This window comes from Paenibacillus sp. USHLN196, from assembly GCF_037144955.1.
Taxonomy (GTDB): domain Bacteria; phylum Bacillota; class Bacilli; order Paenibacillales; family Paenibacillaceae; genus Paenibacillus; species Paenibacillus xylanexedens_C.
In genome coordinates this window covers 1-19,488 of the sequence record NZ_JBBCYH010000015.1, presented here as the reverse complement: position 1 = coordinate 19,488, position 19,488 = coordinate 1, and the positions used below count along the sequence as shown (strand labels likewise).

At 45.0% G+C, this 19,488-nt stretch carries 23 protein-coding genes; 21 read left to right on the top strand and 2 right to left on the bottom strand.

The window, feature by feature from the left end; genetic code table 11:
- Positions 1-64 precede the first annotated feature (64 nt).
- The 3 genes from chvE to mmsB are packed head-to-tail and all read left to right on the top strand — an operon-like array spanning position 65 to position 3,869.
- Positions 65-1,150 carry a multiple monosaccharide ABC transporter substrate-binding protein gene (chvE, locus tag WFI24_RS27675; RefSeq protein ID WP_336765162.1) on the top strand — a complete coding sequence of 362 codons (1,086 nt, stop codon included), beginning with the start codon at positions 65-67 and terminating at the stop codon, positions 1,148-1,150.
- A 21-nt stretch (positions 1,151-1,171) separates the two neighbouring features.
- A complete protein-coding gene (gene mmsA, locus WFI24_RS27670; protein WP_336765161.1) occupies positions 1,172-2,737 on the top strand; it encodes a multiple monosaccharide ABC transporter ATP-binding protein in 1,566 nt (521 codons plus the stop codon).
- Positions 2,706-3,869: a multiple monosaccharide ABC transporter permease gene (mmsB, locus tag WFI24_RS27665; protein ID WP_336765160.1), complete on the top strand. Its 1,164-nt coding sequence runs from the start codon at positions 2,706-2,708 to the stop codon at positions 3,867-3,869. The genes mmsA and mmsB overlap by 32 nt, the downstream gene beginning before the upstream one ends.
- A 69-nt stretch (positions 3,870-3,938) precedes the next feature.
- On the opposite strand, the gene mgtE is transcribed toward mmsB, so the two are convergent.
- Positions 3,939-5,309, bottom strand: coding sequence for a magnesium transporter (mgtE, locus tag WFI24_RS27660; protein WP_336765159.1), 1,371 nt, complete (start codon positions 5,307-5,309; stop codon positions 3,939-3,941).
- Positions 5,310-5,500: 191 nt separating this feature from the next.
- Between mgtE and WFI24_RS27655 the strand changes: the two genes are divergently transcribed.
- The 13 genes from WFI24_RS27655 (at position 5,501) to WFI24_RS27595 (ending at position 13,853) form a co-directional block, all read left to right on the top strand.
- Complete coding sequence (locus WFI24_RS27655; protein ID WP_336765158.1) at positions 5,501-6,205, top strand: DNA alkylation repair protein; 705 nt, start codon at positions 5,501-5,503, stop codon at positions 6,203-6,205.
- 36 nt (positions 6,206-6,241) lie between these two features.
- Positions 6,242-6,796 carry a methylated-DNA--[protein]-cysteine S-methyltransferase gene (locus WFI24_RS27650; protein WP_336765157.1) on the top strand — a complete coding sequence of 185 codons (555 nt, stop codon included), beginning with the start codon at positions 6,242-6,244 and terminating at the stop codon, positions 6,794-6,796.
- A gap of 181 nt (positions 6,797-6,977) precedes the next feature.
- Complete coding sequence (locus WFI24_RS27645) at positions 6,978-8,204, top strand: amidohydrolase (protein WP_336765156.1); 1,227 nt, start codon at positions 6,978-6,980, stop codon at positions 8,202-8,204.
- Between the two features lie 127 nt (positions 8,205-8,331).
- A complete protein-coding gene (locus tag WFI24_RS27640) occupies positions 8,332-8,742 on the top strand; it encodes a GNAT family N-acetyltransferase (protein WP_336765155.1) in 411 nt (136 codons plus the stop codon).
- A 28-nt stretch (positions 8,743-8,770) separates the two neighbouring features.
- Complete coding sequence (locus WFI24_RS27635) at positions 8,771-9,199, top strand: GNAT family N-acetyltransferase (protein ID WP_336765154.1); 429 nt, start codon at positions 8,771-8,773, stop codon at positions 9,197-9,199.
- Between the two features lie 34 nt (positions 9,200-9,233).
- Positions 9,234-9,935 (top strand): DUF1361 domain-containing protein, encoded by a 702-nt coding sequence (locus tag WFI24_RS27630; protein WP_336765153.1) that lies wholly within the window; start codon positions 9,234-9,236, stop codon positions 9,933-9,935.
- Between the two features lie 78 nt (positions 9,936-10,013).
- The gene (locus tag WFI24_RS27625) at positions 10,014-10,643 is read left to right on the top strand and encodes a hypothetical protein (RefSeq protein WP_336765152.1); all 630 of its coding nucleotides are present in this window, start codon (positions 10,014-10,016) and stop codon (positions 10,641-10,643) included.
- Entirely contained in the window at positions 10,640-10,915 is a 276-nt protein-coding gene (locus WFI24_RS27620) for a hypothetical protein (protein ID WP_336765151.1), read from the top strand. Before WFI24_RS27625 ends, WFI24_RS27620 begins: the two co-directional genes overlap by 4 nt.
- A gap of 76 nt (positions 10,916-10,991) precedes the next feature.
- Positions 10,992-11,936, top strand: coding sequence for a GNAT family N-acetyltransferase (locus tag WFI24_RS27615; RefSeq protein WP_336765150.1), 945 nt, complete (start codon positions 10,992-10,994; stop codon positions 11,934-11,936).
- Entirely contained in the window at positions 11,933-12,658 is a 726-nt protein-coding gene (locus WFI24_RS27610) for a metallophosphoesterase family protein (RefSeq protein WP_336765149.1), read from the top strand. The genes WFI24_RS27615 and WFI24_RS27610 overlap by 4 nt, the downstream gene beginning before the upstream one ends.
- A gap of 55 nt (positions 12,659-12,713) precedes the next feature.
- Positions 12,714-12,863 (top strand): hypothetical protein, encoded by a 150-nt coding sequence (locus WFI24_RS27605; RefSeq protein ID WP_310337469.1) that lies wholly within the window; start codon positions 12,714-12,716, stop codon positions 12,861-12,863.
- 14 nt (positions 12,864-12,877) lie between these two features.
- Positions 12,878-13,405: a DinB family protein gene (locus tag WFI24_RS27600; protein WP_336765148.1), complete on the top strand. Its 528-nt coding sequence runs from the start codon at positions 12,878-12,880 to the stop codon at positions 13,403-13,405.
- Positions 13,395-13,853, top strand: a complete 459-nt coding sequence (locus WFI24_RS27595) for an NUDIX hydrolase (RefSeq protein ID WP_336765147.1) — start codon at positions 13,395-13,397, stop codon at positions 13,851-13,853. Before WFI24_RS27600 ends, WFI24_RS27595 begins: the two co-directional genes overlap by 11 nt.
- 9 nt (positions 13,854-13,862) lie before the next feature.
- Here WFI24_RS27595 and WFI24_RS27590 read toward each other — a convergent pair whose 3' ends face one another.
- Positions 13,863-14,765 carry an ArsR/SmtB family transcription factor gene (locus tag WFI24_RS27590; RefSeq protein ID WP_336765146.1) on the bottom strand — a complete coding sequence of 301 codons (903 nt, stop codon included), beginning with the start codon at positions 14,763-14,765 and terminating at the stop codon, positions 13,863-13,865.
- A gap of 180 nt (positions 14,766-14,945) precedes the next feature.
- Between WFI24_RS27590 and WFI24_RS27585 the strand changes: the two genes are divergently transcribed.
- The 5 genes from WFI24_RS27585 to WFI24_RS27565 all read left to right on the top strand — a co-directional run bounded on the left by WFI24_RS27585 (position 14,946) and on the right by WFI24_RS27565 (position 18,633).
- On the top strand, positions 14,946-16,436 hold the full coding sequence (locus WFI24_RS27585) for a glycoside hydrolase family 43 protein (protein WP_336765145.1): 1,491 nt from the start codon (positions 14,946-14,948) through the stop codon (positions 16,434-16,436).
- 213 nt (positions 16,437-16,649) lie between these two features.
- Positions 16,650-17,195, top strand: a complete 546-nt coding sequence (locus WFI24_RS27580; protein WP_336765144.1) for a GrpB family protein — start codon at positions 16,650-16,652, stop codon at positions 17,193-17,195.
- A gap of 41 nt (positions 17,196-17,236) precedes the next feature.
- A complete protein-coding gene (locus WFI24_RS27575; protein WP_336765143.1) occupies positions 17,237-17,659 on the top strand; it encodes a hypothetical protein in 423 nt (140 codons plus the stop codon).
- A gap of 30 nt (positions 17,660-17,689) precedes the next feature.
- The gene (locus WFI24_RS27570) at positions 17,690-18,211 is read left to right on the top strand and encodes a cysteine hydrolase family protein (protein ID WP_336765142.1); all 522 of its coding nucleotides are present in this window, start codon (positions 17,690-17,692) and stop codon (positions 18,209-18,211) included.
- A complete protein-coding gene (locus WFI24_RS27565) occupies positions 18,211-18,633 on the top strand; it encodes a hypothetical protein (protein ID WP_336765141.1) in 423 nt (140 codons plus the stop codon). The genes WFI24_RS27570 and WFI24_RS27565 overlap by 1 nt, the downstream gene beginning before the upstream one ends.
- The last annotated feature ends 855 nt before the right edge of the window (positions 18,634-19,488 follow it).

The window sequence follows — 19,488 nt, the reverse complement described above, 5'->3', positions numbered from 1 at the left end:
GCATTGTAAGCGTTATCTTAAAACTCATTCAGAACCGTATGACGTGAGGAAAGGGGAACTTCATATGAAAAAAGGAGCAATGCTCATCTTATTTCTGGTGATGACTTTGATGCTCTCGGCCTGCAATCTGGCAGAGAGTGGTCCAGGCAGCAAGGAGAAGGGATATGTCGGTATCTCGATGCCAACCAAATCATCAGAGCGATGGGTAGGCGACGGGGAGAACATGGTCCGTCTGTTTCAGGAGCAGGGGTACAAAACCGATCTTCAATATGCTGAGGATGTGGTCGAAAATCAGATTTCCCAGATTGAGAACATGATTACTAAAGGCGTGGATGTGATGGTCATTGCATCCGTGGATGGCAACACACTAACGGATGTAATCGAGAAGGCGCATGATGAAGGGATACAAGTGATCTCGTATGATCGGCTCATTCGCAATACGCCTTACTTGACCTATTACGCCACGTTCGACAACTTTAAGGTGGGTGTGCTTCAAGCTTCCTACATTGAACAAAAGCTCGGGCTCAAGGAAGGAAAGGGACCATATAACATTGAGTTGTTTGGGGGCTCTCCGGATGATAATAACGCCTATTTCTTCTTCGATGGTGCGATGTCTGTCCTGAAGCCGTACATCGATTCCGGCAAGCTGGTCGTACGCAGCAAGCAGATGACGATGGCCCAGATTGCCACCTTGCGCTGGGATGGAGCACTGGCCCAGTCACGGATGGATAACCTGCTTAGTGCCTACTACTCGGGTGATAATCTGGATGCGGTGTTATCTCCTTATGATGGAATCAGTATTGGTATCATCTCATCCTTGAAAGGGATCGGTTACGGTACTTCGAACAAGCCGCTGCCTGTCATTACAGGACAGGATGCCGAACTTGCCTCGATTAAGTCGATTGTTGCCGGGGAACAGACTCAGACGGTGTTCAAGGATACGCGGAAGCTAGCGGAGAAGACGGTAGACATGGCCAATAGTATTTTGCAAGGGAAACAGGCGGAAGTTAATGATACAACATCATATAACAACGGAATTGAGGTTGTTCCGGCGTATCTCTTGGATCCGATCTCCGTGGACCGTACAAATGTGGAGCAGGATATCGTTGGTACCCAGTATTACACGAAGGAAGAAATTGGACTGAAATAATGAATGAAAGGAGCACATCTCATGGGCGGAATCATTCTGGAAATGAAGAACATCACCAAAACCTTTCCTGGGGTCAAAGCGCTGGAAAATGTCAATCTGAAAGTCCGGGAAGGCGAAATTCATTCCATATGTGGTGAAAATGGAGCAGGTAAATCTACGTTGATGAAGGTGCTGAGCGGTGTATATCCACATGGCACATATGAAGGCGACATTTTGTTTCAGGGCAAAAAGTGTGAGTTCAAGGATATCAAGCAAAGCGAGGATCTGGGAATCGTCATTATCCATCAAGAGCTGGCGCTAATTCCCTATCTTTCAATCGCGGAAAATATATACCTGGGTAATGAACGTGCCAGCAGAGGAATCGTCGACTGGAAGGAAACTTTTGTGGGTACACGGGAGCTACTCATGAAGGTGGGACTGAGCGAAAATCCGAACACGCTGGTATCCAGCATCGGGGTAGGCAAGCAGCAATTGGTCGAAATTGCGAAAGCGCTCTCCAAAAAGGTGCGGCTGCTTATTCTGGATGAACCCACCGCTGCGCTGAACGAGGACGACAGTGAAAATCTGCTGCAATTGATGCTGGAATTCAAGAAACAGGGCATCGCCTGTATCCTGATCTCGCACAAGCTGAATGAGGTATCCAAGGTATCCGATTCCGTGACCATTTTACGGGACGGCAAGACGATTGAGACGTTGGATATGAAAAAGGAAAAAGTGACGGAGGACCGAATTATTAGCGGAATGGTAGGACGTGATCTCACCAGCCGTTATCCGGAGCGTCATGCCACCATCGGGGAAGTCATCCTTGAGGTAAAGGACTGGACGGTATATCACGAACATCATGCCGAGCGAAAAGTACTGGATCAGATCCACATGAATATCAGACGTGGTGAGATCGTAGGCATTGCCGGGCTGATGGGCGCTGGGCGTACCGAGCTTGCCATGAGTATCTTTGGCAAATCCTATGGCCGGAATATCTCGGGACAGCTCATCAAGGATGGTAAACCGATCCACAACAATACCGTCACAGAGGCTATTCAGAATGGGTTTGCTTATGTGACGGAAGACCGCAAGGAATACGGACTCATTCTGATGGATGACATCAAGCGCAATATTTCCTTAACGGGTCTGAGCAAGCTGACGCGAAATGCAGTAGTGAACGAGCGCGAAGAAGTGCTGGTAGCGGAAGAGATGAAGAAAAGCATGAATATCAAAGCACCAAGTATTTTGCAGAAGACCGGCAATCTGAGTGGGGGTAACCAGCAAAAAGTGGTGCTCAGCAAATGGATTTTTGCCGGACCGGATATTCTTATCCTGGATGAACCCACCCGCGGTATTGATGTGGGAGCGAAATTCGAAATCTATACGATCATTCATCGGCTTGCTGCTGAGGGCAAGGGCGTACTGGTAATCTCATCCGAGCTTCCGGAGGTTCTTGGCCTGTGTGACCGGATCTATGTGATGAATGCCGGCCGAATCACCGGTGAAGTCAGCCGGGAGCAAGCATCGCAGGAAACGTTGATGAGATATATGACCAAGTCTGGAGGCGGCAAGCATGGAAATGATAACAAAACTGTTCAAAAATAATATCCGTCAATACGGCATGATTATTGCCTTGGTAGTGATTATGCTCTTGTTCGAGGTACTGACAGGCGGGCTGTTGCTCAAGCCGATTAATATTACGAATCTGATCTTGCAGAACAGCTACATTTTGGTGCTGGCGATCGGAATGGTGCTGGTCATCATTACCGGGCATATTGACCTGTCTGTTGGTTCCATTGCAGCCTTTGTCGGTGCCGTTGCCGCGATTATGATGGTTGATTGGCAGCTTCCGGCTTGGCTTGCGGTTATCGCTTCCTTGCTGGTTGGCGCTTTGATCGGTGCATGGCAAGGCTTCTGGATTGCGTATGTGCGAATTCCGGCATTTATCGTGACGCTGGCAGGTATGCTGCTGTTCCGCGGCTTAACGATGATCGTGCTGGAGGGGCAATCGATCTCTCCTTTCCCGGGTGGTTTCCAGAAGATAAGCTCTGGCTTCCTGGCGGACATTCAATTCTCAGGCTTCGGTCTGGTATCCATCATTGTGGGTCTTGTGCTCACCGTCTGGTACATCGTCAATGAACTGCGGGAACGCCGTTCCCAGCGAAAATATGGATTCGAGGTTGTGTCACAGGCACTGTTCTTGCTCAAGTTGATTGTGGTGGCTGTTGTGACAAATCTGTTTACGTTTGTACTCGCAAGTTATGCAGGTATTCCGAATATCCTGGTCCTGCTGTTTGTCCTGATCGTTGTGTACTCCTTCGTAATGAATCGAACTGTCATGGGACGGCATGTGTATGCGCTTGGAGGTAATGAGAAGGCCGCAGGTCTGTCCGGGGTCAAAACAAAAAAGGTAACCTTCTGGGTTTTCGTAAACATGGGTACACTTGCCGCGGTATCCGGGTTGATCTTCGCCGCACGTCTGAATGCGGCTACGCCAAGGGCGGGTACCAACTTCGAGCTGGATGCCATTGCGGCCTGCTTCATCGGTGGTGCTTCCGCTTCAGGGGGCATAGGTACGGTATTTGGTGCCATTATCGGTGGTTTGGTTATGGGTGTGCTGAATAACGGGATGTCCCTGATTGGTCTCGGTATTGACTGGCAGCAGGGGATTAAAGGATTGGTACTACTGCTCGCTGTAGCGTTTGATATCTATAATAAAAATAAAAGATCTGCGTAGCACTTGATAAAATGAAAAAACAGACCTTGATCTCAGGATCAGGTCTGTTTTGCTGTATGCCCAACTTATTTACATCAAGGCATCGAGGAAACGTGTGGCGATTCCAAAATAGATAAACAGAGACAAGATATCATTCAATGTGGTGATTAATGGGCCAGAGGCGACAGCAGGGTCGACTTTGAAACGACTAAGTAGAAGCGGGATGCATGTACCGGTCAGTGTACCAATGACGAGAGTGAGGAACAGAGACACCCCAATAATGGCGCCCAGCAGCCAGTCCCCTTTCCAGAAATAAGCAATGACGGTGATCAGTAATCCGCATACCAAGCCAATCATCGTACCTACTTTGATCTCCCGACCAATCAGTGCGAGTACAGTGGCTTTGTCGAGCTTGCGTCCGATTAATCCACGTACCACAACAGCCAGAGACTGCGTTCCTGTGTTACCCGTCATACCCGCAATCATCGGCATGAAGAATGCCAGTGCTACAACCTGATTCAATGTATCTTCGAAAAAATCCACGATACTTCCCGAGATTAATCCAATCAATAGAAGCAATATGAGCCAGGGAAGCCTGCATCTGACGGCAACGAGTGGTTTGGTATCAAAGTCGATATCTTTACCGCCACCACCCATCTTGGCCAAATCTTCACTGGCTTCATCCATAATAATATCAATGACATCATCCATCTGAATGATACCGCATAGCCTGTGATTCTCATCCACTACCGGAAGCGCAATGAACTCATAACGCTGCAGAAGCTGTGCCGCTTCTTCCTGGTCCATATCCACTGTTGCATGGATTACCCGTCGGGTCATCAGTTCTTCAACCTGGGTCTTGTCGTCAGCCAAGGCAAGAGATCGATAACTCACGACACCGACCAGTTTGCCTTCATCATCGGTCACATAGAGGTAACTGGAGGGGGAGATATGCATGGTGCCTTGCGATTGCCGTAAGGCTTCCTTCGCTGTCTCGTGGGAGAGCAGGGTCCGGTACCGATCTGTCATGATGCGCCCTGCTGTCTCCGGTGGATAACTAAGCACGGATCGGATAATGGCGGAGTGATCCAGGTTCATATTGGACAGCAATTCTTCTCTGCGTTTGGCAGGCAAATCGTGCATGAAGCGGATCAGATCACTTTTGTCCATCTGCTGCATGACTTCAAGTGTTCGTTCTGGCCCGAGTCGTTCAAACAGCTGAATCTGTTCGTGCAGCTTCAGGGTTTCGGCGAGATCTGCAAGGGCATCGGGTTTGAACAGGAGCAGAAACCGATTGGTCTCTTCTTCAGGGAATTTTTTATATACAAGTGATAGGTCGTAGGGATGCAGTTCTTTCACCAATTTATAGAAATCGGGCAGGTTCCGCGATTGCACATGTTGTACGAGTTGTTCGGTGATCTCCTCCACGGAGAAATCTTTCTTGGTATGAGGTCCGTTCATATTGACACTCCTTTCTAAACGGTTAGCTTCATATTTTTAAACGGAATGGGTTGGCGGTTAAACAACGAAGGGGCAAAGAGAGTACCAAAAATTGATATTGTAATCTTGCTCAAACATTCGATATGGGCTTACAAACAGTCGCTGCAAGGATATACTTGTTGTACAGCAACAAACGAGGAGGACATGTGCGAGTGGAAGCAGATATCAGATCACAATTGCTCAGCCTGGCTGAGCCGGAATATCAGAAATTCTCAGCTGCGCTCATTCCCAATATCACCAATGTACTAGGTGTGAGATTGCCAGCTTTACGGAAGATTGCCAAACAGATTGCTGCCGGGGACTGGCGCACGTATCTGGAGACGGCAGACGATGAATACTTTGAAGAAGTGATGCTGCAAGCGATGGTGATTGGACATGTACAGGCCGATCTGGACGAGCTGCTGAAGGCCATTGAAGCATTTGTACCGAAGATCGACAATTGGTCGGTGTGCGACAGCTTCTGTGCAGGACTGAAATATACGAAGGTGCATTCGGAGTCAATGTGGGCATTTTTGCAGCCCTATCTGAGATCCGATCAGGAATATGAAATCCGGTTTGGCGTGGTGATGCTGTTGAATTTTTATCTGGATGAGCGATATATCGATCAGGTTCTAACTGCATTGGATCAGATCCGGCACGAGGCGTATTATGTGAAAATGGCAGTCGCCTGGGCCATCTCGATGGCTTATGTGAAACAACCTGAAGTGACCATGCGTTATCTGAAGCATAATACCCTGGACGATTTTACGTATAATAAGGCACTTCAGAAAATCACGGAATCTTATCGCGTGGATCTGGAGAACAAGCAGATCATCCGCAGTATGAAACGAAAGGTGAAGAAGCGGGCTACATCCTAGCATTAAGCATTCCACCGGGGAGAGGGCGATAAACGGATGAGAAAAAAGTTGATGTACACCACGATGCAGTTGGACGGTCGTCCATGGGTGCTGCTCGCTACGGAACAAGGATTGTGCCGAGTGGTCATGCCCAATGAAACGATGGAGGACTGGAGCAGTTGGATACAAAAAGTTGCACCTGGTGTGGAACTGGAAGAGAACGAGGATGCTCTGAAACGAACAGGCATTATGGACTGGCTGCACTCCTATTTTGCAAGAGAACCCATGGCTTATACAGATGCAATCCCACTGGACTTGATCGGAACAAACTTCCAGCAGGAGGTATGGAGAGAGTTAGGGCGTGTGCCTTACGGTGAAATTCGGACCTATGGTGACATCGCCGCTGCGATTGGAAGACCTTCGGCTGTGCGAGCAGTTGGTGCTGCAAATGGAGCCAATCCGATTCCGGTTCTGTTACCATGCCACCGTATTATCGGAGCCAATCGCAAGCTGACCGGATTCCGTGGAGGCCTGGAGATGAAGCGCAGACTACTGGATATCGAACAGATTGAAGGCGTGACCGATGGAGGGCATGCGCGATTTCGTTTTTAATGCAGGCACTTCATTGTGCCTGTTTTTTGCATTTATTAAAGAAGAGTAATGTAAACGATCCGCGTATGGAACACCAACGTTTTACATATTTTTGCACGGTGAAACCGTATGGTACCATATGGATCATAGATCAATTGGTATCCGGGAGACGTAATGCCGGGTGAGAAAAGAGGGATGACACATGAAGCAGGCCTACTGGTTAACCAATGTGACTTTGGAACGGAGTTATGTTCGAGAAGGGGACCAGGTGACGGGGACACGGACAAGCCCTGCTCATCTACGGATTAAAGATGGAGTGATCGCGGCGATTGTGGAAGGAAACGAACCGCTGTCTAGCGATCTACCACAAGTAAATGGCAAGGGACTTTTGCTGCTGCCTTCGTTCGATGAGGCACATATTCATCTGGATAAAACCTACTACGATGGGCCGTGGACAGCCGTTAAGCGAATCTCTAGCATTTTCGAACGTATTGAAGAAGAAAAGGTTCTGTTGCCCAAGTTGCTACCAGATGCCCAGCGTCAAGCGGAGAGTATTCTGACCTTGATCCAGGGGTACGGCTCCACTCATGTACGTAGTCATTGCAATATTGAACCCGTCAGTGGCTTGAAAAGACTGGAAGCGACAAGGCAGGCTCTGGATTCATTTTCGGGTAAAACCTCTTCGGAGATCGTGGCTTTTCCGCAGCATGGACTGCTTCGCTCGAATTCAGTTGAGCTTATGGGCCAAGCTATGCAGGAAGGTGCAACGCATGTGGGCGGACTTGATCCTCATACGGTGGATGAACAGATTGAGAAATCACTGAACGCCATGGTTGAACTGGCTGTTCAGCACCAGGCGGGTATAGACATACATCTGCATGATGGAGGGCAGGCTGGCAAACAAACGCTGCTGGAACTCGCGAATCTGACCGAAGCAGCAGGGCTTCAGGGCAAAGTTACCGTGAGTCATGCGTTCTGGTTCGCCCGCGCAGAGCAGCAGGAAGCAGAAGATATGGCGCAGCGAATGGCTTCGCTCGGGATGAGCATTGCTTCCACGGTGCCCATGGGCAGAACGATGATGCCTCTTCCCATGCTCCACCGCATGGGCGTGAACGTGAAGCTAGCAACAGACAGCCTGACAGATCATTGGTCTCCTTTCGGCAATGGGGATATGTTAGAGAAAGCAGGACGCTTCGCAGAACTGTACGGATATAGTGACGAATTGTCCTTGTCTCAATCTTTGGCATGGGTAACAGGTGGTATCACACCGCTGGATTCACAAGGGCAGCAGGTATGGCCGAAGGTAGGAGATACCGCGAACTTTGTATTGGTGCATGCGAGATGTTCAGCGGAAGCCGTTGCGAGACGATCTGCGCGGCAGGCCGTATGGTACAAGGGGCAATTGGTCAGCGGATCGACAGCGGATTGAGGAAAATAGAGCGGGTGCAGCCACGGGAAACCGTGGTTTTTTGGCATGGAGAAAAAGAGGAAAGAACTGTTCGCATATACCACATTTTGGGTTATGATGGGCGTAGTTAATGAAGGGAGTATTACAAATGAAGATTGAGTATGCAACGGAAGCTGACTACGACTACATCATTGAAAGAGATCGGCATATCCATCAGCCACTTGTGAAAACGAAGATTAGTGAGAAAGAAATATTCATCCTATGGGACGAGGACGAGGGATCAAGAGTTGGATGGATGAGGTACGGTTACTTTTGGGACAATCTTCCCTTCATGAATATGATCTGGATTGATGAACCCTATCGAAACGGCGGATATGGCAAAAAAGTCGTGCATCACTGGGAAAATTTAATGAAGCAACAAGGCTTTGATACAGTGATTACTTCAACGCAATCAGACGAACATGCCCAACATTTCTATCGAAAGCTGGGGTATGTTGATGCAGGGGCTCTGTTGCTGGATACACAACCTTTGGAGATTATATTGATGAAGAAAATCTAGTGGATAAACCTCAAGGAGGGGGAGTTTGATGATAAGAGAAGCGGAAGCTAGAGATGCAGCAGTTATTGAAAGGCTGTATAAAGAATTACTGCCGAACAACTTAAACACGAAGGTACTGGCAGAGCGGATTGAAGAAGTTCGTAATAATCCAGACAGTTTCTTGTTTGTGTATGAAATGGGCGATCAGGTGATCGGCACGGCTCATTTACATATTTGTCTGGATGCTCTGGTGGAGAATAGACCCTTTGGCGTAGTTGAGCGGGTTATCATTACAGAACATGTGCAGAGCAAGGGATACGGATCAGAATTGATGAAACATATAGAGCATGTGTGTGTGCAGAAAAATTGTATAAAGGTGTTTCTAACCAGTGGATCATCCAGAAACGAAGCACATCACTTTTATACGAAACTGGGGTATAACGGAGAATCGAGCAAGGCCTTTAAAAAGTATTTATAACATTCATCAGGGAAAAGGAAGTAGAAGCAAAGAAATGAAAGATAACAAACATCCGGTTCAAGATCTCCGACTCATCGTTACCTTGCTCGTGGCTACTTTATGTTGTTTAGGTGTTGTGATGTATTTACGGGGCCAAACAGATACGAATATGTATCGCTTTTTAAGCTGGGATATGTTCCTGGCATGGGTACCATTCATCATCTCATCCGGCATTAGATACATATTCAATAAGAAAGTAACAACAACGAGCGTTATATGTATCGGGCTGATGTGTGGAGTATGGCTCTTTTTTCTGCCCAATGCGGCCTATCTTTTTACGGAGATTCTGCATTCATTCAGATATTTTGATGCTCAAGGGGAAACCAGATTCTGGGTCAATATTGATTTTTGGTATGGACTCACTCTGACGTTTGTCGTTGCCAACCTTGGCTTGCTGCTCTCGACTTGTTCGATCATTCAGATCCACGAAATGTTAAACAAATTAATAAATAAGTACATTAGTATGATGGTTGTCGGTGTTATTTTGCTATTGAGCAGTATAGGGGTCTACATTGGTAGATTTAATCGGTGGAATTCGTGGGATGTATTATCCCGACCTGGGAAGATCTTCGTGGATCTGTTGAATGATTTTAATGCAGCGAACAGCATAATGGTTGAGTTTGTCGTCATTGTATTTACGGTTCAACTTTTTGGATACGTTATTATATCCTTGCTAACCGCAAGGTCGGGCAACTAATTATTCCATTTAAAAGGGTAAAGGAACAGCCATTGCCTATTTAATTATAAAAATGACATCAAGGAGGCATATCACACGATGGGTAATCTCAATTTTATCGATAAACTTCCTCACATTAGTGAATGCAAACAGATTCTAAAGGCAGCAGCTATGTTGGATGCCATTTTGATGCCGGAATGGGAGTACAGGTATTACTCGTATAATTCCCAGTGGGACACGAATGAGCAAATGGCATCCATGAGAGATGGGCAAGGAGATCATTATTTTGCAATATTCAGTCCGAATGGGCTGATTATTAAAGGCTTTGATAAAGAGTATACACTTCAGCATAAGGTTGATAGGAGCGAGGTGGTAAAAAGCGTTCCAGAAGCATTTAATACTTTTGTGGTAGAGCCGGCATTTGTAATGGATCAGACGACGTTCTGTATCTGGAGTGTGGCGGATCAGGAAGGGTGGTCTGCGGGCACAGAGCGTGGGGATCATGAATACGAACTGTTAGAGATTTTGGTAGGCGGCGCGAAATATTATCATGCTTGGGCACAGGATTACTACGAGATAGCGTTGGATATCAAACTGGTTGAACAGGTATTTGATATGAAGCCGATCGATGAGGTCTTACTACAGCAATTAAATGATGAACTGAAATTAAGTGATATCGAAGGTGAAATTGCAGAAATTGGATACCCGGATAAGGATATGAAGGTATGAAGGCGATAACCCAGGAAATCACGGAAGAATTATTGGCTGTGATGGATATGTACCAAAGAATTGCGCGGCAATTGATTGACAAAATGATACTGGAAACCGATCAGCCTGATCGGACGGAAATTCTCGCAGGTGCGTACCATCTGCTGACCAATGCGGATGTAATCCACGGAGAAGAAGAATTAACGGGAAATTGGTATTTTGATGTTCACGGCGAGCACTGTATGTTCCGGAATACTGAAACAGGGCAGACACGGAGACACAGAAAGTGCTAATGCATGTTCACGGGGTGGAGTATAGAAAGGTTCTATAATTGCTGTACATTTAATTAAAATTGAGGAGGAATGACGTATGGGTTTAACAGAATGGTCCACAGATATTCTTCAATATGATCTTTCGGATGAATATTCGATTCGCAAAGCTGATTTTTCCGAATGGGGATTATATTGCTCTGTTTATTATGATATGCGTTATGTCGGATTTTTCAGGGAAGAAGAGTTTAGTTCATCCAAGATCAGTGCGTACTGGATTTACAAGGGAGAAAGCAAAATAGGTGGCGTGAGGATGGAGCCTAACCGGATGTATCATTTGTTTTTTATCCCGCCATTCCAGCAGCTCTTTGAGGTATTGAAGCTTCTGAAGCATGAACTAATACAATGGTCGGATCGTACCAAACGTATTCTGACTTTTGAGATTCTTCCAGACCAAGTGGATCTATACGCAAGAGCAGGATTCTGGCCGGTGGAGTTCAGATGTCGCTGGATGCAGCGGCCTACAGATCATTTTGAGATCGAGTGGGACAGCAGGGTAACTGTAAAGAGTCTGGAAATTATCGAAGATGGAGCGGGTACCCGAAAGTATGTGAATGAGGCTGAAATTGCTCAATGTGATCTGGATAGTTTTGAAGGAAGTCTTGAAGCTACACGAAGAAATAAGACCTCACTTGCGGATTTTATACCTGACGAAGATCCCAATTATACGAATGAGATTCTTACTCAGGCATCTACACTTATATACGATAAGGAAACGGGGCAGCTTATTGCCAACTGTCGTCTATGTCTGCAAGATAATCAGGCTGCTGTATATAGCATAGGTGTTCGCCCGGCATATAGAGGAAGAGGGCTTGCTACACAGATGTTACAGAGAGCATTGAATGCGCTTAAGGGTAAGTATCCCGTTCTACGATTGTATGTGATGCAAGGAAATGATGCCGAGTCCGTATATCTGAATATGGGATTTATTCCGGGCGTACAGGAGATTCAGACAATGTATATTCCAGAGGAGGAATCACAATGAAGATTGCCATCTTAACCGATATTCATGGGAATGTTCCTGCGCTTCAAGCGGTATTGGCTGATATCGATTCCAGAGTGGATGTTGAGCATACATTTTGTTTGGGGGATATGATCGGTATTGGCCCGTACTCCAATGAAGTGATCGAGATGTTATATAGCCGTGAAAATATGATAGCGATTTCAGGGAATCACGAAGAGGCCGTATTAAGTTTGCTTCATAATAAGGGTCCATTAGAAGGGCACAAAGGCATGGCCGAGCATCACGAATGGATTGGTCAGCATTTGAGTGCAGAATCGATTAAGAGAATACAAGCTCTACCAAAATTCGTTGAAAAAGAGGTCGAAGGACGTCAGTTCCTTTTGACTCATTATCATATGAACAACGACAAGCTGGATGTCATCGATAAAGAATCATCCGGAACCAAATTGGATGCAAGGTATCAGGATACGAACTATGATTTGGTTTGTTTTGGTCATCATCACATTCTTCATTATTATAAGACAGATCAACGAATCTATCTGAATCCGGGAGCTTTAGGCTGTAACGATCTTGCCATTGCCAGATATGGGATCGTGGATCTCCAAGAGGGTAAAGTGGACGTGAAATTCATTGGCGTTCCATATGACAACAGGGAGTATCTGAAATCGTATGAACGGTTGAACGTTCCGGATCGGACTTTTATTTTGAAGGCATTCCATGGAAATCAGTTGGAGAGAGAGTAAGGGGATAGTAAACGTTCGTAGCAACGTGTTGCTACTTCGTAAAGGAGAGATGTATGTGGGGATGATCATTATGTTGGTGGTGTATCTGTTTCTCGGTATTTATGTTGTGAAAGTTGGAATAGATAACTCAAAAAATAGCCAACACACAAAAGAAATATTATCAGAGTTAAGAGAAATTAAGGACCTGTTGAAAGAGCAAAGATGAAGAGGAGGATGACTATGATTCACGATCTACAAGGTGAAGCCAACATGTCACCAGTTGTGGGAATGTTATTTTCCGCAGTAACAGAGAACGGCCAACGACTTAAATCGATTACAGAGGGGATGTCGCTAGAAGAGGTGGATTACAAAGGGGAAAAGAACCACTTTAATAGTACGGCTCAATTAATACGACATATTACGTTCGTTGATTTGAACTGGGTTTATAGAATAAAGGGAGCTGTCCTTCCTCACTCATTGATAGAGCAATATGGTCCCATGATCGATGAAAATAATAGACTACCGCTGGTTGAAAGCTTGTCACGTGACACACTTATTTCTCAATATGAGGTTGTATTAACACATCTAAAAGAAACATGCACACATTTAGCAGATTCTGATCTAGATCGATTAGTTACTTTTGGACATCAGAACGAGAAACAAGCTACCATACGTTGGGGATTATGGCATATGGCTGACCATAACCGTTATCATCAAGCTCATATTAATCAGCTAAGAAAGTGGTTCCAGACACAAAATGATTGCTAACACAAAAATGGGGGCTGAGACTAAGCGCTTGGAAAATAAAATGGTAAATGTCGTTAAAGGACTGATTGAGAATGAAGGCAGAGTGTTGATTGTAAAGCGCTCATTAGTGGATGATGTGGGCGCAGGAAGTTGGGAAACCGTAGGGGGAAAGGTTCACTTTGGGGAAAAGTTGGAAGAGGCCTTGGTTCGTGAAGTTAGAGAAGAGGCCGGAATTAAGATTCAGATAGATGAATTACTGTTTGCAAATACGTTCTTTACTGATTCGCATCGACAGGTCATTCTTCTAATGTATTTGTGCAGAACCAAAGATCATCAAGTGAACCTTTCAGAAGAACATAGTGAGTACATGTGGGCAACCAGATCTGAATTATATCACCATCTACCCTTTGCAGTTACTTCAGATCTGGAGAAATATAATGTTTTTGAGAAAATCGAGTTAATCGATTAGATGAGAAAATTAACTCAGTACACGAATGATAATATCCTGATCATGGTTACCGAAACCGGCACCATAGATCGTTAATCCCCCAACGTTGGGGCTTTCCCCGTCAACTGTGAAACGTAGCGTCCAGAACGGCTCGCTAAGCTTAATATCCGCGAGTGTGATGTCCGACATCCGCTCACCATCCATATAGGTACCGGACGCATCAATACGGATGGTCTTCAATAATCCATACTGATTCACATTGCGATGCCACCATTCTGGTGTATATTTGCCGCGCGCTGCTCTGCCAAAGTCGGCAGGGCTTGTCCACGTTCCGAGAGAAACGCCATTGAAAGTGAAACGAATATCGGAAGGCCAATGATCTCTCAATCCCGGAGCTTCAGACGCCAGTTCCATCGAAATTTCAATAGCATCGGTTGTCTGATCCGGTAGTACAAAGTTAGGTGTTTTATATTCAACGTAGCCCTTTCCAAACCACAAGATAGCGGCGTGTACACGCTCGGGATCAAGAAAGTAACGCGGATCGTCCCAGACGCCGATTTCTTTCTCAAGTGTTCCTAGCCCACAGGTAGGGTGAATATCAAAAGCAGTGTAGTGTCCAACGGCTATCGTCTGTTCTCTGGTTCGTGAAGTTTGGCTTGCGGATGGCAGCTCGATCTCAATCTGATTTTGCTTGAGGTAACATAATTTGTGCGTCCCTCCGTTGATCCGAACTCGCTTACTCCCAATTAGACCCGCATCCTCCAGTTTGCGAATATGCATCGTGACAATGGAGGGGCTAAGCTCTAATACTGCCGCAATATCCTTCACATTCATTTCGCGATCTGCAATCATATCCATGATTCTCCATCTGACTTCGCTTGCCAGCGCCTCATACAAAGGAAGGAACTGAGGTTCTCCATTTGCTTTGATCATCTGTACAACTCCCTACCCTGAATCTTCTAAAATCACCTATATACTAATTTAATAAAATTTACTCCAAGATGCAATCCATATTCATTGCAAGTTTATGCCCGATGGTGTTTAATCTTTGTAGTTGTTACGAAGTTGAATTCTTATATATGTGAATTTTATAATAAGAGATGGAGTGGAGTAATGAAATACAATAACCCTGTTGTAAAAGGTTTTTATCCAGACCCTAGTGTGATCAAAGTCAATGATACGTACTATATGGTGTGCAGTTCTTTTCAATACTTTCCCGGCGTACCGCTCTTTGAAAGCAAGGATCTGCTGAATTGGAAGCAGATTGGTCATTGCCTCACTCGTAAAAGTCAGATTGATTTGGAAACCGTGAATAGTTCCGGGGGTGTATTTGCCCCCACTATCAGGCACAATGACGGACGTTTTTATATGGTGACAACGAATGATACGACACATCAGAATTTCTATGTATGGACGGACAATATCTACGGAGAATGGTCTGAGCCTATCTACGTGGATCAAGGCGGGATTGATCCCGATTTGTATTTTGAAGATGGAAAGACCTTGTTTATGAGTAACGGGGTGGATGATGAAGGCGTTGGCGGAATCGTACAGTGTGAGCTTGAAATTGAAACTGGCCGCAAACTGACCCCGAGTCGTTCGATATGGAACGGAACAGGTGGACGATATCTCGAAAGCCCGCATCTTTATAAAATGAACGGTTATTATTACCTGCTTGCAGCCGAAGGCGGCACCGAGTACGGTCACATGGTAACGTATGCCCGGGGAACTTCATCTTCAGGTCCGTTCGAAGCCTATGCACACAATCCAGTTCTGACCAACCGCAATCTGGGTGGATATGAGTTACAGGGTGTGGGTCATGGTGACCTGGTTGAGGATGATCTGGGGAACTGGTGGCTCTTTCACTTGGGATTCCGACAGATTGGCAGATGGGCTACGTACCATCATCTGGGTCGAGAAGTATTTCTTACTCCAATTACGTTTGGTGAAGACGGATGGTTTACAGCTGGGCATGAAGGCACGACTTTGACGAGTTTTGAGACCAATCGTATACCGGACACGGTGATCCAGCAGGATAAGAAGAATTATACGTTTGAAAATGCCGACTGGAACCTCGACTGGTGTTATCTTCGTCATCCAAATACAGAGCACTATCAGCTCGAATCAGACAAGCTTACGCTAACAGGGACCGATGTAACGCTGGACGTTCCAGCATCCCCAACGTTCATCGGGTTACGTCAAAAAGACTTTAATGCAACAATTTCAGTTGATGTCAGTCTGACGAGTGGAGAAGCCGGGATCACGATCTACATGGATGAGAATCATCATTATGAAGTGGCTATTCGTCAGGAGCAGGACGGTTATAAGGTGATCGAGCGTCTGAATATCGGTGATATCAAATCGATTGAACATGAAGTGGATCTGGGAAATAAACAGCATGCAACGCTAGTCATCCGTTCAAATCAGGAACGCTACAGCTTCCTGCTTCAAGCAGATGGTGAAGAGATTCTGCTGGGCACGGCACAGACGAGATACCTTTCCTCGGAGGTGGCAGGAGGTTTTACAGGCGTACTTATTGGTTTGTACGCGAGTGGGCAAGATGCTTCCGCTGAGTTTACAAATTTCAAATGTGAATATCATTAAGAAGTGAAGGGGAGGACCTAATGGTCCTTCTCTTTTTTTTGATTTGTGTCAAAATATAGATATATTAAACACGCCAATAGAAGAGAGGTATTTAGATTTGGAAGAAGCTCCTGTTATCTTTATGGCATCCACTAAATAATCTATATGTAACAAAAGGTTAAAAGAACTTGTTATTAATTATATAGCTTGATTGAATAACCAAGGAGGAGTTGCATGGAGGATCAATGGAGAATCGCAAAGTATGATCCGGCATGGCCTATTTTGTTTCTGGAAACGGGTTCGAAATTAAGAGAAGCGTTGGGAGAAAAGGCCGTGCGGATTGATCATGTCGGGTCCACTTCAATTGTGGGAATAGACGCTAAACCCATCATAGATATACAAATATCTGTTTCCCATCCTGAAAATTTATTGGACTACAAGCATGAAATCGAAACAGTCGGTTTTGTATTCAGAGCAGAAAATCCAGATAAGACTAAACGTTACTTTCGGGAAGAACCCGGAAACAGAAGGATACATATACACGTTAGACAGGCAGGCAGTTTCTCCGAGCAGATGACCTTGCTGTTCAGAGACTATTTGAGGGGACATCCAGAAGACTGTATGAGATATGCAGAAGAAAAGCACAGACTCATGTCATTGTATAAGGATCAGCGTTCCAAGTATGTTGAAGGAAAAGGACCGACGGTGTGGAGCATATTACAGAGAGCACATAGTTGGTCTCAAGAAATCGGATGGCAACCGGTAAAATCTGACGCATAAGAACATCCAATGAATAGAGATACCTTTATTGGAGTGATGAGATGAACATGGGAAGAAAGCTGATGACGACCCTTCTAACCATCATTTGTTTTACTTTGGCTGCAAGTATCATATCGATGAATGAATCCTACAGTTTTGATTTTTATATTGTTATTTATCTGGTATACGCGACTCCCCTGATCGTATTGATCGGGCTACCTTTATCGATACTGCTGGACTATCTGCTCAGCCGAATACAATTCGACAATCATGTATTGTATCTAAGTACTAGGATATTGAGTTATGCATGTGCTGGAGTTTTAGGCATGTACATCTATTATCTGGTCATGGGCGCAGGAGAAGCAATCTTGGATTTCAAAGAGACGTTAGTTCTGACCTTATTTGGCGTTCTTGCTGCTATTCTATTTGTATTGATTGATATGGGAATGGAAGTTTTGTTAAAAATGCAAAGAAGAAAGAGTTGAATTAAATTGATTTGTCAGGAGAAAAGCAAGATGACAACGCATTGTGCACTTCTAATCATTGATGTACAGGTAGCAATGTTTGATGAAGCAGATCCCGTATATCAAGGGGAACGATTGCTTCAAAAGATCCAGATGTTAATGGCCAAGGCCCGTGAAGCAGGCCATTCCATCATATATATCCAGCACAGCGAAGGGGCAGGTAGTCCTCTGGAACGAGGAACTCCGGGGTGGGCCATTCATCCGTCCATCACACCGATTACTGGTGACCTTGTGATTGAGAAGGAGACACCGGATTCGTTTCATAAAACTGATCTACATCTGATATTGCAAGAAAACGGCGTGACGGAGCTGATCCTCACGGGTATGCAGACCGAAGTATGTGTAGATACGACTTGCCGCAGAGCGTTCAGTCTGGGATATACGGTCAATCTGGTTCGAGATGCACACAGCACTTGGCATTCAAACGCGCTTCAAGCGGAGCAGATTATTGAACATCACAATACGGTGCTGAGACTGTTTGCCAACGTGGTGGATACGGAGAATGCCCTGTAATGCTAGGAAAACGTAGGCGATTCTGGTTTTTCATAGGTGCGGCAATCATGTTTCTGTATTTTCTAATCACGAGTAACCCTGATCCAAATAAGCCGATTTCGAGAAATCAAGTGATAAGCACAGAGATGAGCATAGTCGTGTACACTAGGACAGGCGACGGTGGAGGACACGTTAGTATTGACAATGTTACGTTAAGTAAAGAAGACATTAGCCGTATAGTCGGCTGGCTGAATGCAGCCCCGGAATCAACCAAAATACCAGTAGATGATGTCACAGGAAGCATTAGTGCAGGCATTGCTTTGAAATTAAAGCATAATGCTGAAGTTACAATCCAATCCAATACAATCGGAAACAGATTATTGTATCCAGAAAAAGCAGATTTAATAGAGATTCGAAATATATACTTGATCAGAAGGACTTAAGAGACTTTATGGATCAAAAGTTGAAAGGGACGTATTTTGGTAAAGATACCGTTAGTGTTGAATAAGGGGGAGATGTATTGACGATAAACAAAAGAATAATGAATCTATCAGCCTGGCTTGCGGTGTTAGCCATCATATGTGTTCCTGGAACTTTACATACTGAAGATGGACCGCTCCGAACAGCGTATGGTTTCCCGATCCGATTCTTTACGGATTATCATTATGCCAACTCTGATGGAACAATCTGGTTTATATCTGGCATCCATTTAAACGTACTTCTATACTTGTTCAATGTTCTGTTTATTTATGCAGGGATTCATGTGATCTTGTATATAAAAAAGAAATTAACTAAATAAATTGAACTGAATATTTACACGAAACGGAGAGGACAGAAAAAACCTGAAGAAGCGAAGTGTTCGCCTTTATCCCCGGATTTTCCCATTATAAAATGAATCAAAAAAATCTGGGGATAACAGCGATCGGAAGGTTGTTCTGTCATCGGAGTGGTAAGTGTATATATTCAATAGTTTAATTTATTTAGAATATCAAGATGGAGTGATTACGATGAAACAACTTCCAGTAGAATGGAAGTAAGACCGACTTATTATCTCAAATGTGGAAGAATCCGATATTCCTGAACTTGAGTCCATATATGAGACCAGTCGTTACTTGCATCAATGGGATGGACAAGAGCATGATCGGAACTATGTGAAAGAATGTTTTGAAGAAGGCCACCTTCCGCCGTGAAGTGCTCCCTGTCAAGTAGACAGACTAAAAAAACAAAATCATTAGTATTCAATATCCCCTCGGTTATATTGAGGGGATTATTTTCTTAATTAAACTGCTCGTCGATAT